Consider the following 14,671-nt stretch of genomic DNA (forward strand, 5'->3'; position numbering starts at 1 on the left):
GGCGCCGGCCGACGGAAGGACGAACCTCATGACCAGCACCTCGATCCCGGTGCGGCGCTCACGCCGACGCTGGGTGGCGCCCTACCTCTTCCTGCTGCCGGCAGGCGTGCTCTTCATCGCCTTCCTGGCCATCCCGATCGTCTACGCGGTCTACCTGAGCCTGCGCGGCCTGAAGGTGACGGGCAGCGGCCCGTTCGGCACGAGGGAGGAGACGTGGGTCGGCCTCGACAACTACGTCCGCACGTTCACGGATCCGGAGTTCTTCGCGGGCTTCGGCCGCCTCGCGCTCTACGGCCTCATCGCGATCCCGCTCACGCTCGGGCTCGCGCTGCTCTTCGCCCTGCTGCTGGACCTGCCGCGCGTGCGGGCGGCCCGGTTCTCGCGCGTCGCGATCTTCATCCCCTACGCGGTCCCCGGTGTCATCGCCTCGCTGCTGTGGGGCTTCCTGTACCTGCCCTCGACGAGCCCGCTGAACTGGTTCACCGAACGACTCGGCCTGCCGGACGTGCTGATGCTCCAGGGCGGGGCGCTGTTCCCGGCGATCGCGAACATCGCGATCTGGGGCGGGGTCGGGTTCAACATGATCATCATCTACACCTCCCTGCGGGGCATCCCCGGGGAGGTGCTCGAGGCCGCCCGCATCGACGGCGCGAACGAGTCCACGATCGCCAGGCGGATCAAGATCCCGCTGGTCTCACCCGCCCTGGTGCTGACGGGGCTCTTCGCCCTGATCGGCACGTTGCAGGTCTACGGCGAGCCGACGACGCTGCGGCCGATGACGAACGCGATCTCCCAGACCTGGGTGCCGCTCATGAAGATCTACCGCGACGCCTTCACCCGTGACGACCTGTCGCTCGCCGCCGCGTCGTCGGTGGTGCTCGCCATCGGCACCCTGGTGCTGTCCGTCCTCCTGCTCCGCGCCACCCGGGGCAGCTCCTTCGGAGGAGACCGATGACCACGCTCACCACGCCCCGGCCCGTGCGGCCGACCTCCTCCATCGCCCCGCGCCGCCGCCACAAGCGCTCCGTGGTGGCCACCCTGGTGCTGCTGGGCGGCGCGATCTACTGCCTGGTCCCGGTCGTCTGGGTGATCATCGCCTCCACCAAGAGCAACTCCGAGCTCTTCACCACCCTGACGTTCCTGCCGGGCAGCGGGCTGATGGACAACATCAACGACCTGTTCAGCTACGGCGGCGGTCTGTTCGCCGGGTGGGCCGCCAACAGCCTGCTCTACGCGGGTGTCGGGGCGGCGCTCGCGACCCTCGTCTCGACGATGGCGGGCTACGCGCTGGCGAAGTTCGACTTCCCGGGGCGTCAGGTCTGGTTCTACGCGATCCTCGCCGGCGTGCTGCTGCCCGGCATCACGCTGGCGATCCCGCAGTACCTGCTGATGTCGATGATGGGTCTCGCCGGCAGCCACTGGTCGGTGCTGCTGCCGTCGATCATCTCGCCGTTCGGGATCTTCCTCGCCCGGGTCTTCGCCAGCAGCGCGGTCCCCACCGACACGCTCGAGGCCGCGCGGATCGACGGCGCAGGCGAGGGCCGCATCTTCGGTGCGATCGTGCTGCCGATGATGGTGCCCGGCATGGTGACCGTGTTCCTGCTGCAGTTCGTCGGCATCTGGAACAACTTCCTGCTGCCGTTCATCATGCTCTCGGACGAGAGCCGCTACCCGCTGACGGTGGGCCTGTACACGCTGCTGTCCAAGGGGTCGGGGACGCCGTCGCTCTACAGCCTCGCGATCATCGGCTCGGCGGTGAGCATCATCCCGCTGATCGTGATGATGCTGGTGCTGCAGCGGTACTGGCGGCTCGACCTGGTGAGCGGGGGGCTGAAGGGATGACCGCGTCCTCCCGCAGCATCCGGCTCGGCGCCACGGGGCTGACGAGCGCGCCGCTCGCGCTCGGCACGTCGGCGATCGGGGGCAGGGAACCCGCGCAGGCCAGGGCCGCCCTGCTCGCCGCGGCCGAGGCGGGGATCCACGACTGGGACAGCAGCAACAACTACGGCCGCTCGGAGGAGTACGTCGGGGCCGCGCTGGCCGAGCTCGGGCCCGGGTCCGACATCCAGGTCTTCACCAAGGTCGACCCGCTGCCGGGGTCGGCGGACTTCTCGGGGACGAGGGTCAGGGCCTCGGTGGAGGAGTCGTTGACCCGGCTGGGGCGCGACCACCTCCCGCTCGTGCACCTGCACGACCCCGAACGGATCTCCTTCGCCGACGCGATGGCGCCCGGCGGGCCGGTCGAGGCGCTCGTGGCCCTGCGGGACGAGGGTGTCATCGGACACCTCGGCGTCGCCGGCGGACCGGTCTCGCTGCTGGAGCGCTTCGTGCGCACCGGGGCGTTCGAGGCCGTCGTCACCCACAACCGGTTCACCCTCGTGGACCGCTCGGCCGCGACGCTGCTCGACCTGTGCGCCGAGCGCGGCCTGGCCACGTTCAACGCCGCACCGTTCGGCAGCGGCGCGCTGGCTCGCGACGACGGACCCGTCGGCACCTACCAGTACCGGGAGCCGGATCCCGCGGTCGCCGACGCCGTCCTCGCGCTGCGCCGGATCGCCCGCGAGGCCGGCGTCCCGATCGCGGCGCTGGCGCTCGCGTTCAGCCTCGCCGATCCGCGCGTCGACGTCACCATCGTCGGCTCGACCGACCCCGGCAGGATCGCCGAGATCGCCCGGCTGGCCCGCGTCACCGTGCCGGCAGGCGTCTGGGACGAGGTCGAGGCGGTCGTCCCGACCACCCAGATCGGGCCCCAGCACCGCTGACGCGGCGCCGGCGCCCGACCCCTCGCCCGACACGACCGTGCCCACCACCCCCTCGCCCGACACGACGGGAGCACCACCCATGCCCATGCCCACCCCCGACCGACTCCTGTTCGGCGGCGACTACAACCCCGAGCAGTGGACCCGCGACGTCTGGCTGGAGGACATCGAGCTGATGCGGCGAGCCCGGGTCAACACCGTGACGCTCGGGGTGTTCTCGTGGTCGGCGCTCGAGCCCGAGGAGGGCCGCTTCACCCCCGAGTGGCTCGACGACGTCATCACCCTGCTCGACGACGCGGGCATCGGGTTCTTCCTCTCCACCCCGACGGCGTCGCCGCCGCCGTGGTTCTCCCTGGCCCACCCCGACGCGCTCCCCGTGCGGGCCGACGGCGTGCAGCTGAGCCACGGGTCCCGCGACACGTACGCGATCAGCGCCCCCGCCTACCGGGACGCCGCCCGCCGGATCGCCCGGCTCCTGGCGGAGCGCTACGGCGACCACCCGCGGCTCCGCGGCTGGCACGTCCACAACGAGTACGGGACGCTCGACCTCGGACCGCACGCCGCTGCCGCGTTCCGCCGCTGGCTGCGGGGACGCTACGGCGACCTCGCCGCTCTGAACGAGGCGTGGACCACCGCGTTCTGGTCGCAGCGGTACTCCTCCTGGGAGGAGATCCTCCCGCCCCGGGTCACGCAGTACCTGCACAACCCGGCGCACGCCCTGGACTTCCGGCGCTTCAGCTCGCAGGAGATGCTCGACGCGTTCGTCGAGCAGCGGGAGGAGATCCGCGCAGCCGGCTCGACCGCTCCCGTCACGACCAACTTCATGCTGCCGACGTGGAACCACCTGGACCAGTGGTCGTGGGCGAGCGAGCAGGACGCCGTCTCGATCGACCACTACGTCGACACGACGGGACCCGACGGCGAGGCGCACGTCGCCTACGGCTCGGACCTGACCCGGTCGTGGGCGCAGGGCCCCTGGCTGCTGATGGAGCAGAGCGCCACGGGCGTCAGGATGGGGGACCGGACGTACACCAAGGCTCCCGAGCGGATGATCCGGAACTCCCTCGGCTACATCGCCCGGGGCTCGCAGAGCTCCCTGTTCTTCCAGTGGCGCGGCAGCGCCGGCGGGTCGGAGCAGTGGCACTCGGCGCTCGTGCCGCACGCGGGCGGGGACTCGCGCGCGTTCCGGGCCGTGGAGCAGCTGGGCGGGATCCTCGAGGAGCTGGCGGACGTGACGGCGCCGCCCGAGGAGGGACCCGTCGTCGCGGCCGACGTCGCGATCCTGTGGGACGCCGCCTGCTGGTGGGGGATGGAGACGCCGCACAAGCCCAACGACGCGATCACGTACTCCGACCGGGTGCGGGCCGCCCACCGGTCCTTCTACCGGGCGGGGGTGCCGGTGGACTTCGTGGCGCCGGGCGCGGACCTGAGCCGCTACCGGCTGCTGGTCCTCCCGTGCGCGTACGTCCTCGAGGCGTCCTCCGCCTCCTGGCTGCACGACTTCGTCGCGGGCGGCGGGGACCTGGTGGTCACCTTCCTCAGCGGCGTCGCGGACGAGCACCTGCGCGTCGTGACCGGGGGCTACCCCGGTCTGCTGCGCGACCTGCTGGGCGTGCGGGTCGAGGAGATCCACGTGCTCGGGCCGCAGGAGACCAGCGTGCTCGACGACGGCTCGACCGCGCGCAGCTGGACCGAGGTGGTCGCCCCGAGCGGCGCCGCGGTGCTGGCGCGCTACACGCAGGGCCCGGTCGCGGGCGGCGCGGCGATCACCCGGCACGACGTCGGTGCCGGGCACGCGTACTACGTCTCCACCGAGCTGGAGCAGGAGGCGTGGGACGCGTTCCTCGCCGCGCGCGCGGCCGACGTCGGGGCGACGGCGACGCTGGCCGGTGCCGCCGAGGCCGGGGTGGAGGCGGTGCTGCGCCGCGGGCGCGAGACGGACCACCTGTTCCTGCTGCACCACGGGGAGCACGAGCCGGTCACCGTGCAGGGGGCGGGGACCGACGTGATCTCGGGTGGGTCCGCCGAGGCGGGCCTGACGATCGAGCCGGGCGGGTTCGCCGTGCTCCGGCTCTCCAGGGGCGGGCCGCTGCCCGCGATCGTCGCGGCTCGCTGACGGCGAGCACCGCCCGCGGCGACGACGGGGACGAGGAGGAGGGGTGGGCCGCGGCCCACCCCTCCTCCTCGTCGGGGCTCTCAGGCCTGGTGCGCTCGACGCTGCTGCGCGATGAAGTCCCGGTACCAGGCGCCCGAGTCCTTCACGGTCCGCTCCAGCGTGGAGTAGTCCACGCGGACGATCCCGAACCGGCGGTCGTAGCCGTACGCCCACTCGAAGTTGTCCATCAGCGACCACAGGAAGTACCCGCGCACGTCCGCGCCCTGCGCCCGGGCACGCGCCACGGCGTCGATGTGGTCGCGCACGTACGCCGTGCGCGCCTCGTCGTGGATCGCGCCGTCCGGGCTCACGACGTCCTCGAACGCGGCGCCGTTCTCGGTCACGTAGAGCGGCAGACCGGGATACCGCCGCGCGACCCCGGTGAGGAGCTCCACCAGCCCGTCGGGGTCGATGTTCCAGCCCATGCTCGTGGACGGGCCGGGCTGCGCGAGGAACTCCAGCCGGTCGGAGCCCACCCAGGCGCTGTGCGGCGACGTCTGGTGCCCGTCGGCACCGGGCCGGCCGTCGCCGACGGGAGGAACGCCGTCGCGTACCAGGGAGGTGTTGTAGTAGTTGATCCCGAGCGAGTCCAGCGGCACCCCGATCGTGGCCAGGTCGCCGTCCTGCACGAACGAGAAGTCGCTGACGCCCGCCGTCTCGGCGAGCAGGGACTCGGGGTAGGCGCCGTCCAGCATCGGCCCCAGGAACGCCTCGTTGGCCAGGTTCTCGGCCCGCCTCCTGGCGGCGAGGTCGGCCGGGTCGTCCGACGCGGCGCGGACGACGTGCAGGTTGAGCACGACAGACAGGTCGACGTCGGTGGCGGCCCGCTCGCGCACCTGCCGGCCGGCCAGGCCGTGGCCGAGGTTGAGGTGGTGCACCGCGGCGAGCGCCTGGGCGCCGTCGGTGATGCCGGGGGCGTGCACCCCGGAGGCGTGCCCGAGGTAGGCGCTGCAGTAGGGCTCGTTCAGGGTCGTCCAGCGCGTGACCCGGTCGCCGAGGGCGTCGGCCACCCACCCGGCGTACTCGGCGAACCGGTGCGCGGTGTCGCGCTCCGGCCAGCCGCCCCGGTCCTGCACCCACTGCGGCAGGTCCCAGTGGTAGAGGGTCAGGACCGGGGTGATCCCCGCGCCGAGCACCTCGTCCACGAGGCGGTCGTAGAAGTCCAGCCCGGCGCGGTTCGGGGTGCTCCCCGGGGTGGGCTGCACCCGCGGCCACGCGACGGAGAACCGGTAGGCGTCCAGGTTGAGGGAGCGCATCAGCGCCACGTCCTCCGGGACGCGGTGGTAGTGGTCGGCGGCGACCGCGCCGCTGTCGCCGTTGCGGGTCTTCCCGGGGGTGGCGGCGAAGGTGTCCCAGATGCAGGGCGTGCGGCCGTCCTCGGCCACCGCCCCTCGATCTGGTAGGCGGCGGTCGCGCTGCCCCACACGAAGTCCGCCGGGAACGGCGTCTGCTCGCGGGGCGTGGGGGTCGTGGTCATCGGTTCCTCCGTGGTGGGTGGCGGTCAGGGGAGCGGACGGCGCAGGTCGTTCGCGCTGCGCAGGACGTCGCGACGCAGCAGGTCCTCGGGATCGATCGACTCCGACGTGCGCACCCGCAGGGTCGCGGTCGCACCCGCCGGCAGCGTGAGGAGGGCGTCGTCGACCACCGCGTCCCGCAGGACGCGATCGGCCAGCAGCGTGACGTCCCTGACGAGGGACGCGGCGCGCAGGTGGACCTCGTACCCGTCGTCGGTCGCCGTGACGCTCGCGCTCAGCGCGGCGGGGTCGAGCGCGAGGTCGACGTCCTCCACGGCGGCGTGCACCTCCACGAGGCCGTCGGCCGAGGCGGTCACGACCTCGCGGGAGGTGTCGGTGAGGGCGGCCACGTCGGCGGGCACCGGCACGACCGTCACGCTGCGCGGCGCGACCTCGACGCCGACCGTGGCGCTCGCGACGACGTCGCCCGCGAGCGACTCGCGCCTCAGCGCGAGCTCGGTGCGCCACACGGAGTCGGAGTCGCCCGCGAGGGCGACGGCGAGCGCCCCGTCCCGCTCGACGAACGTGAGCAGGCGCGGGGCGAAGGACCGCCGGACGGCGTACCAGGCCGGCTTCGGACGCTCGAGCGAGTCGATCAGCGACCAGGACGTCACCGGCCAGCAGTCGTTGAGCTGCCAGAGGATGGCGCCCGCCGTGCGGGGCCACCAGGAGCGGTAGTGGTCGATCGCGTGGCGCAGCGCCCTGGCCTGGTTCAGAGCCCCTGCCCACAGCCAGTCCTCCCAGTCCGTGGGAACCCCGAGGTGTGGTGCCATCCCGCGGTCGAGCTTGCCGTTGCCGTCCTGGGCCTTCTGGTGCACGAGCCACACGGGGTCGTTCCTGGGGTCGGGCGCGTCCGCCAGCGGCCCGCCGTCGGCCGCGTGGACGTGATCGGCGATGGTGCGGGAGGTGGGAGGTCCCTGGAAGCCGAACTCGGAGCAGAACCGGGGGACGTCGGCGCGGTAGGCGCGGTAGTCCACCCGGTTCCACACCTCCCACTGGTGGTGGGTGCCGTGGTCGGGGTCGTTCGGGTGGATCTGCTCGGGGGCCCGGTGCGGGGTGCTGGGGCTGTTGTCGCTGTACGGACGCGTGGGGTCGAGCTCGGCCACGAGAGCGGGCAGGAGCACCCGGGCGTAGTGCTCGCCCCAGGTCAGGCCGCCCAGCTTCTCCTTCCAGCCCCAGTCCTCGTGGCCCCACAGGTTCTCGTTGCCGCCGTTCCAGATCACGAGGGAGGGGTGCGGCGAGAGCCTGGCGATGTTCTCGCGCGCCTCCGCCGCGATCTCCGAGCGGATCGGGTCGTCCTCGGCGTAGGCGCCGCAGGCGAGGAGGAAGTCCTGCCAGACCAGGAGGCCGCGCTCGTCGGCGGACTCGTAGAAGTCCCGGCTCTCGTAGACGCCGCCGCCCCACACGCGCAGGAGGTTGACGTTCGCCGCCAGCGCCTGGTCCTGGCGCCGGGCCACCCGCTCCCGCGTGAGGCGGGTCAGGAGGTGGTCGTCGGGGATCCAGTTCGCGCCCTTGACCAGGACGGGACGTCCGTTGACGGCGAGGACGAACCCCGACCCGTGCTCGTCGGCGCTCGTGTCGAGCTCGACGCGACGGAACCCGAGGCGTCGGTCGACGCGGTCGAGCTCGGCCGCGTCCCCGTCGCCGTCCGACAGCGTGAGGGAGAAGGCGTGCAGCGACGGCGCGCCGTACCCCACGGGCCACCACGGGGCCACGTCGGGAACCTCGAGCGTCAGGACAGCGGACTCCGCCCCGGCCGCCAGCGTGGCGGTGACCTCGACGCCGGCGACGGCGGCGGCCAGGTGCAGCGGACCGGCGGTGCCCAGGCCCGAGCGCTCGACGCGGACGTGCACCTCGGCGGTGCCGGTGCCGTCGGGCCGGAGGTCCACCAGGGGCCGGACCTCGGCCAGCCGGGCCACGCGCCAGCGGTGGAGCCGCACCGGTCGCCAGATGCCGGCGGTGCGCAGGTCCGGCCCCCAGTCCCAGCCGAACGAGCACGCCATCTTCCTCACGAACGGGAACGGGGCGGTGGTGGCGGAGTTGGCCCCGGGACGGGCGCCGATCCGGTCGCTGAGCTCCTCGGCGTACCGCGTCGCGGAGGCGAAGGTCACCGTGAGGTCGCGGGCGACGCCGTCGGCCTCCGGGCGGAGGTCGAACCGGTAGGAGCGGTGCATGTTGGCCGTGCTGCCGAGCCGCCGGTCGCCGAGGTCGAGGGCCGCGACGGTGTCGAGTCCCTCGCACACGAGGTCGACCCGCTCGTCCGGCGCGGCCGGCTCCAGCGTGAGCGACCGGCGGTAGCGCCAGTCCACGTCCCAGGCCCAGCGCAGCGAGGTCTCGTTCGCGTCGAGGTAGGGGTCGTCGATGAGGTCGGCGTCCAGCAGGTCCGTGTGGACGGTGCCGGGGACCGTGGCCGGGACGTCCCGCCCCGCGATGGTGGCGGGCGCCTCGCCCCGCTCCAGCCGCAGGGTCCAGCCGTCGTGCAGGTCGGTGCTCGTCACGGGTGCTCCCTCGCTCGGCGGGGGTCGTCGGTGACCCCGGTGATCTCGGTGGTGCGGGCGGTGCCGGCGGTGACCTCGGTCACGTGGAGGAGGCACGCCTGCTCGGGCTTCTGCTGCGGGACCTGGACGCCGGCCGTCGCCAGGACGGCGCCGGTCAGCTCGATGCCCGCGGCCCACCACGACGGCAGGATCCGGCGGGGTTCGGGCACGCCGTCGGGCCACACCGCCTCCACCCGGTAGCGCCGGTCGGGGCGCAGACCCGGCAGCCGCAGGCGTCCCGGGGGCGAGACGATCGACGTCGCCATCGCGACGACGGCGTACAGCGCCTCCGCGCCGTCGGGGGAGACGACGCCGTGCACCCAGGTGGCGGGGTCGGGATGGTCGGACCGGACCACCACCCCGGAGTGCAGGAGGTCCCGGTGCCGCTTGTGCAGGGCGACCCAGCGGGTGAGCTCCTCGACGGCCGCGGGATCGGCGTCGAGCGCCGCGTCCAGGTCCCACTCGATGCCGAGGTGGCCGAACAGCGCGGTGATCGCCCGGAACGGCAGGTCCTGGACTCGTCCCGTGGTGTGCGCCCGGGCGCCGCCCACGTGCGCCCCGACCAGCTCGGGCGGGACGAGCAGTCCCGTCCAGCGCTGGATCTGCTGACGTTCGAGCGGGTCCAGGCAGTCGCTGGCCCACACCCGGTCGGTGCGTTCCAGCACCCCCAGGTCGACGCGGCCACCGCCGGACGAGCACGACTCGATCTCGAGCCCGGGGTGCCGCCGCCGGAGCCCGTCGAGCAGGCGGTAGACGGCGAGGGTCTGGTCGTGGACGCCCGCGCGGCCGGTGGTGGGGTGGCCGCCGTCGACGAGATCGCGGTTGTGGTCCCACTTGAGGTAGTCCACCCGGTACTCGGTCACGAGGGCGTCGAGCCGGCCGGCGATGTGCTCGAACGCGGCCGGGTTGGCCAGGTCGAGCACCTGCTGGCCGCGCGAGAGCGGCGGCAGGCGGTCCCCGGTCGACATCACCCAGTCGGGGTGCGCCAGCGCGAGCGCCGAGCCCGGGCTGATCATCTCCGGCTCGACCCACAGCCCGAACTCCAGGCCGAGACCGCGCACGTGGTCGACCAGCGGGTGGAGGCCGTCCGGCCACACGTCGGGGTCGACGTCCCAGTCGCCCAGCCCGACGGCGTCGTGCCGGCGCCCGCGGAACCAGCCGTCGTCGAGGACGAACCGCTCCGCCCCGACCCGCGCCGCCGCGTCCGCGAGCCGGGTCAGCTTGTCGACGTCGTGCTGGAAGTACACGGCCTCCCAGGTGTTGACGACGACCGGCCGTCTCGTGCGCGGGTGCCCGGGACGGGCGCGGAGGTGGCGGTGGAAGCGCGCGGAGATCGCGTCGAGGCCGTGACCGTGGGAGCCGTAGACGTCGGGGGTGGTGTAGCTCTCGCCCGGGGCCAGGACCCCCTCGCCCGGGAGGAGCAGCTCACCGCCGCTGAGGAGCGAGACCCCGGTGGGCAACCGCTCGGCGGCGTGCACGTGGTTGCCGCTCCACGCCGTGTGCACCGCCCAGGCCTCGCCCGAGCGGAACCCGAAGCCGGACTCGCCCGCCACCAGCAGGAGCGTCGCGTCGGTGCCGGTGCGGCCGCGGCGGCCCTCCCGCAGGTGCGTGCCCAGGGTGAAGGCGTGCCGCTGCGGGGCCCGCTCCCGCGTCCAGCGGCCGGTGAGGTCGAGCAGCTCGGCGGCCTCGGCGGGGATCGGGAGGGAGAGCTGGAGGCGTTCGAGCACGTACTCGCTCGTGCCGGTGTTGGTCAGCGTGGCGCTCAGCCGTACGAGCCCCGATCCGGGCAGCAGGGCGATCCGCAGCTCCAGGTCCACCTCGAGCGCGCTGTCGCGGCCGAGGATCCGCAGCGCGCCGGCCGTGGCGTCGTCGCCGTCCGGCACGTCCACGGCGACGAGGTCGAACAGGGGGGAGAAGCCGCGACCGCCGCGATGGCCGGACAGGCCGGGGGTCCCGACCCACCCGACGGCGGCCTCCGGCAGCACGCCGACCGGCACCTCCTCGTCCATGAGGTTGAGGACCGTGGGAGGCCGACCGGCCTCGACGACGGCCCGCACGTCGGACGGGTCGAGCTCCCCGAGGTCGGCGCCCCAGTAGGCGATGCGTGGCAGCCGGGGCCCCGTGGTGTCCAGGACGAGACTGACCCCGTCGGACCGCAGGTGAACGGCGTCGTTCATCGGTGCTGCAGGCATGGAAGACCTCCCGGTGTCCGGCTTACTTTTGCAAGCAAAAGTAAATAGGTCAAGCCGGAGGGGCCGGGCCCGGGGCGGTCAGCGGGGGGCGGTCTCGCGGTCGGCGGCGCTCGTGACGAAGTCCTGCACGGCGAGCACGGCGGCCCCGCGCGCCCAGGCCTCGAAGCCCATCGGATGGATCTCCGTGACGACGGGCGGCGCGTGCGGCACCCGGCTGGCGGCGATGCCGCGCTCCACCTCGTCCGGCGCCAGCGAGGCCAGGCCGATGCCCTCGCCCGACAGGATGATCAGCTCGGTCAGCGCGATGTCCGCGACGGCTGCGACGAGGCGACCCAGCTGGAAGGCCGCGGCCCGGACCACCCCGAGGCACGCGGTCTCGCCCGCCTCGGCGCGCCGCATCACCTCCTCGTAGGTGAGGTCGCTGCCGGCCGCGGCCGAGCCCGCGCGCCGGATCGCCTCGGAGGAGAGGTAGGCGGACGCCGTCCCGTCCGGTGAACCCGGCTGCGCGGGACCGTGCGGATCCAGCACGTGGTTGCCGATCCCGGACAGGTCCGCCCCCGCACCGCGGACGATCGCGTCGTGGACCACGAGCGCGTAGCCGATGCCTGCCCCGATCGTGATCACGGCGAACGTGTCGTGCCCCCGGGCGGGCCCGAACCAGTGCAGCGACTCGGTCAGGGCCACCACGTCGTTGTCGACGACCGAGGGGAGGCCGGTGGCCTGACGCAGCAGCGAGGCGAGCGGCAGGTCGTTCCAGCCCAGGAACGGGGCGCGGACGACGTCCGAGCGGTCGCGGGTGCGGCCGCCGAGCGAGACCCCGAGCCCGCGCAGCCGGTCGGCCGGGGCGCCCAGGTCGGCCACCACCGCGGCGATCGCCTCGACGACGGTGTCCGGGCGCGTGGAGGTCAGCGGCACGTGACGCTGCGTGAGCACGTCGCCGCGCAGGTCGGTGAGCGCCGCGTAGAGATCCTCGCCCGTGAGCTTCACCCCGACGACGAGGTGCTCGGAGGCGAGCACGTCCAGCGGGAGGCGCGGTCGACCCTTGCCCGGCGTGCGCTGGGCGGACCCCTCGGCGAGCACCCCGTGGTCGAGCAGGGGCTTCGTGAGACGGGTCAGGCTCGCGAGCGTCAGCTCGAAGGTCTGGGCGAGCTCGGTCCGCGACTGGGGCCCGTGGACGAGGATGCGCCGCAGGATCGCCCGGGCGGCGCGGGGCAGGGAGTCGAGTTCGTCCTTCAGACCGGCTGGCACGGCCACACGGTACCGCCGACCGCCGCTGTCCCGGCCCTGCCCGGGGCGTGCACGACCTTCCCCGGGCGTGCGCGAGATCACCACGAACGCTGCCCCGCCCGGGCGCGCGCCGCGGCCTCGTCGACCGTAGTATTGGCCGATCCCACCGCTTGTCCGACAGGAGAACCACGCGTGACTGACACCGCTGAGGTCGGCGGCTCTCCGCTCGACGAGCTCGAGGGCGAGAAGCCCTCGCGTCGTGGCCGCAACGTCGGCATCGGTGTCGGGATCGGGATCGTCGTCCTGGCCGGCGCGTACGTCGCCGCCGTGGTCGCGACGGCCGACACGCTGCCGCGCGAGGCCACCGTCGCCGGCGTCGACGTCAGCGGGCTGCATCGCGACGACGCGGTCGCGACGCTCGAGGACGAGCTCGGCTCCCGCACCGGCGAGCCCATCCCGATCGTCGTGGGCGAGGTCGAGGCGAGCCTCGACCCCGCGACCGCCGGCCTGACCTTCGACCCCGAGGCGAGCGTGGCGGCCGCGACGGGCCGCACCTGGAGCCCCGGCGACCTCGTCACCCGGTTCTTCGGCAGCCTGGACGTCCCCGCGGTCACCGCCGTGGACTCCGAGGCCCTGGAGACCTCCCTCGCCGAGGCCCAGTCCTTCGTCGACGTCTCCCCGGTGGACGCGACCATCGCCTTCGCCGACGGCGCCGCCGTCGTCGGGGACCCGGTCGACGGCGCGGCGCTCGACGTGCCGGCCGCCGTCGACGTCCTCACCGAGAGCTGGCTCTCGGCGCAGGGACCGATCGAGCTCCCCGTGACGGTGGTGACCCCGACGCTCGACCAGGCGGCGCTGGACGCCGCGATGACGAGCATCGTCGACCCGCTGCTGTCCGGCCCGGTCACGGTCACGGCCGGCGAGCAGAGCGCGGCCCTCGAGCCGGCCACCCTGACGGGCATGGCGACGGTCTCGGGCGCCGACGGGGCGTTCGCCCTGCAGCTCGACCAGGACGCGCTGGCCGCTGCCGTCACCGAGGCACTCCCCGAGGCTGGCACGGCCCCCGTCGACGCCTCGTTCACGTTCGTCGACGGCGCGCCGTCGATCGTCCCGGGGGAGAACGGCACCGGGATCGACCCGGCCCAGCTCCTCGCGGTCGTCACCACCGCGGCGCAGTCGCCGACGGAGCGCACGGCCGCCGTCGAGCTCGTGGAGGCCGAGCCCGAGTTCAGCACCGCCGACGCCGAGGCCCTCGGCATCGTCGAGGTCATCTCCACGTTCTCCACCCCGATGCCCAACGACCCGCCCCGCACGGAGAACCTCCGGATCGCCGCGGCGAAGGTCACGGGCACGCTGGTCAAGCCGGGGGAGACGTTCTCGCTCCTGGAGACCATCGGGCCGCTCTCGCTGGCCAACGGCTACAACCTCTCGCACGGCGTCGCCGACGGCGTCGTGGTGGACGTCGCCGCGGGCGGCGTGTCCCAGATGTCGACGACCATGTTCAACGCGGGCTTCGAGGCCGGCATGGAGGACGTGGTCCACCGGGCCCACAGCCGCTGGTTCGACCGCTACCCGGCGGGCCGCGAGGCGACGGTCGACGACCCGAGCCTCGACATGCAGTGGCGCAACAACACGCCGTACGGCGTGCTGGCCCAGTCCTGGGTCGCCGACGGCCGCACGCACGTGCAGCTGTGGGGCACGAAGCACTGGGACGTCTCGATCGAGTCGGGCGGCAAGTACGGGTTCACGTCCTCGCGCACGATCTACAACACGCGGGCGAGCTGCCAGCCGGAGTCGGGCGGACGCGAGGGCTTCTCCATCGACGTGACCCGCACGGTGTCGCTCGACGGGGCGAGGAACGACGAGTTCTCGAACACCTACACCACGACGTACGTCGCGTGGCCCCGCGTGGTCTGCGGGCCCGACCCGTCCACCCTGCCGCCGCCGGCGCCTGCCCCCGAGGAGCCGGCGCCGCCGGCCGAGGGCTGAGGTCGCACTCGTCGGCTCGGAGCGTCGGTCGCGTCAGCGCCGCGGCGCGCGGCGCGGCGGTGCGGGCGGGACCTGCTTGACCAGGGCGACGTCCGCCGTCGGGATCCGCACGTCGCCGCGCCTCGTGGCGATCACGACGGCGTCGGGACCGACGTCGAGCACCTCGCCGATCGCGTCGGTGAGGGAGTGGTCGGCGTCCTGGATGCGGTACCGCACGACGACCCGTGTCCCGATCTGCAGGCGTGGATCGTGGGCATCGGTCATGGCAGGCGATACTAGAGGTTCGCCAGTACTGGAG

General features: G+C 73.7%; 9 protein-coding genes and 1 pseudogene. 5 read left to right on the forward strand and 5 right to left on the reverse strand.

Features of this window, described 5'->3' with window-relative positions:
- The first annotated feature begins 28 nt into the window (after window positions 1-28).
- The 4 genes from C8046_RS16960 (at window position 29) to C8046_RS16975 (ending at window position 4,875) form a co-directional block, all read left to right on the forward strand.
- On the forward strand, window positions 29-955 hold the full coding sequence (locus C8046_RS16960; protein WP_109230463.1) for a carbohydrate ABC transporter permease: 927 nt from the start codon (window positions 29-31) through the stop codon (window positions 953-955).
- Complete coding sequence (locus tag C8046_RS16965) at window positions 952-1,842, forward strand: carbohydrate ABC transporter permease (protein ID WP_109230464.1); 891 nt, start codon at window positions 952-954, stop codon at window positions 1,840-1,842. The genes C8046_RS16960 and C8046_RS16965 overlap by 4 nt, the downstream gene beginning before the upstream one ends.
- Window positions 1,839-2,762: an aldo/keto reductase gene (locus C8046_RS16970; RefSeq protein WP_109230465.1), complete on the forward strand. Its 924-nt coding sequence runs from the start codon at window positions 1,839-1,841 to the stop codon at window positions 2,760-2,762. The genes C8046_RS16965 and C8046_RS16970 overlap by 4 nt, the downstream gene beginning before the upstream one ends.
- 79 nt (window positions 2,763-2,841) lie before the next feature.
- Complete coding sequence (locus C8046_RS16975) at window positions 2,842-4,875, forward strand: beta-galactosidase (RefSeq protein WP_199224506.1); 2,034 nt, start codon at window positions 2,842-2,844, stop codon at window positions 4,873-4,875.
- Between the two features lie 80 nt (window positions 4,876-4,955).
- On the opposite strand, the pseudogene C8046_RS16980 reads toward C8046_RS16975, so the two are convergent.
- The 4 genes and pseudogenes from C8046_RS16980 to C8046_RS16995 form a co-directional block, all read right to left on the reverse strand.
- A pseudogene (locus tag C8046_RS16980) lies at window positions 4,956-6,391 on the reverse strand (GH1 family beta-glucosidase).
- A 24-nt stretch (window positions 6,392-6,415) separates the two neighbouring features.
- Entirely contained in the window at window positions 6,416-8,926 is a 2,511-nt protein-coding gene (locus C8046_RS16985; protein ID WP_109230466.1) for a glycoside hydrolase family 2 protein, read from the reverse strand.
- Window positions 8,923-11,157: an alpha-galactosidase gene (locus C8046_RS16990; RefSeq protein WP_199224507.1), complete on the reverse strand. Its 2,235-nt coding sequence runs from the start codon at window positions 11,155-11,157 to the stop codon at window positions 8,923-8,925. Before C8046_RS16990 ends, C8046_RS16985 begins: the two co-directional genes overlap by 4 nt.
- A 78-nt stretch (window positions 11,158-11,235) precedes the next feature.
- Window positions 11,236-12,405 carry an ROK family transcriptional regulator gene (locus tag C8046_RS16995; protein ID WP_158277254.1) on the reverse strand — a complete coding sequence of 390 codons (1,170 nt, stop codon included), beginning with the start codon at window positions 12,403-12,405 and terminating at the stop codon, window positions 11,236-11,238.
- Window positions 12,406-12,576: 171 nt separating this feature from the next.
- On the opposite strand from C8046_RS16995, the gene C8046_RS17000 reads away from it, so the two are divergent.
- Window positions 12,577-14,373, forward strand: coding sequence for a VanW family protein (locus C8046_RS17000; protein WP_158277255.1), 1,797 nt, complete (start codon window positions 12,577-12,579; stop codon window positions 14,371-14,373).
- A 33-nt stretch (window positions 14,374-14,406) separates the two neighbouring features.
- On the opposite strand, the gene C8046_RS17005 is transcribed toward C8046_RS17000, so the two are convergent.
- Window positions 14,407-14,637 carry a hypothetical protein gene (locus C8046_RS17005; RefSeq protein ID WP_109230470.1) on the reverse strand — a complete coding sequence of 77 codons (231 nt, stop codon included), beginning with the start codon at window positions 14,635-14,637 and terminating at the stop codon, window positions 14,407-14,409.
- Window positions 14,638-14,671: the final 34 nt, after the last annotated feature.

The organism is Serinibacter arcticus (assembly GCF_003121705.1).
In the GTDB taxonomy this organism is placed as follows: Bacteria; Actinomycetota; Actinomycetes; order Actinomycetales; family Beutenbergiaceae; genus Litorihabitans.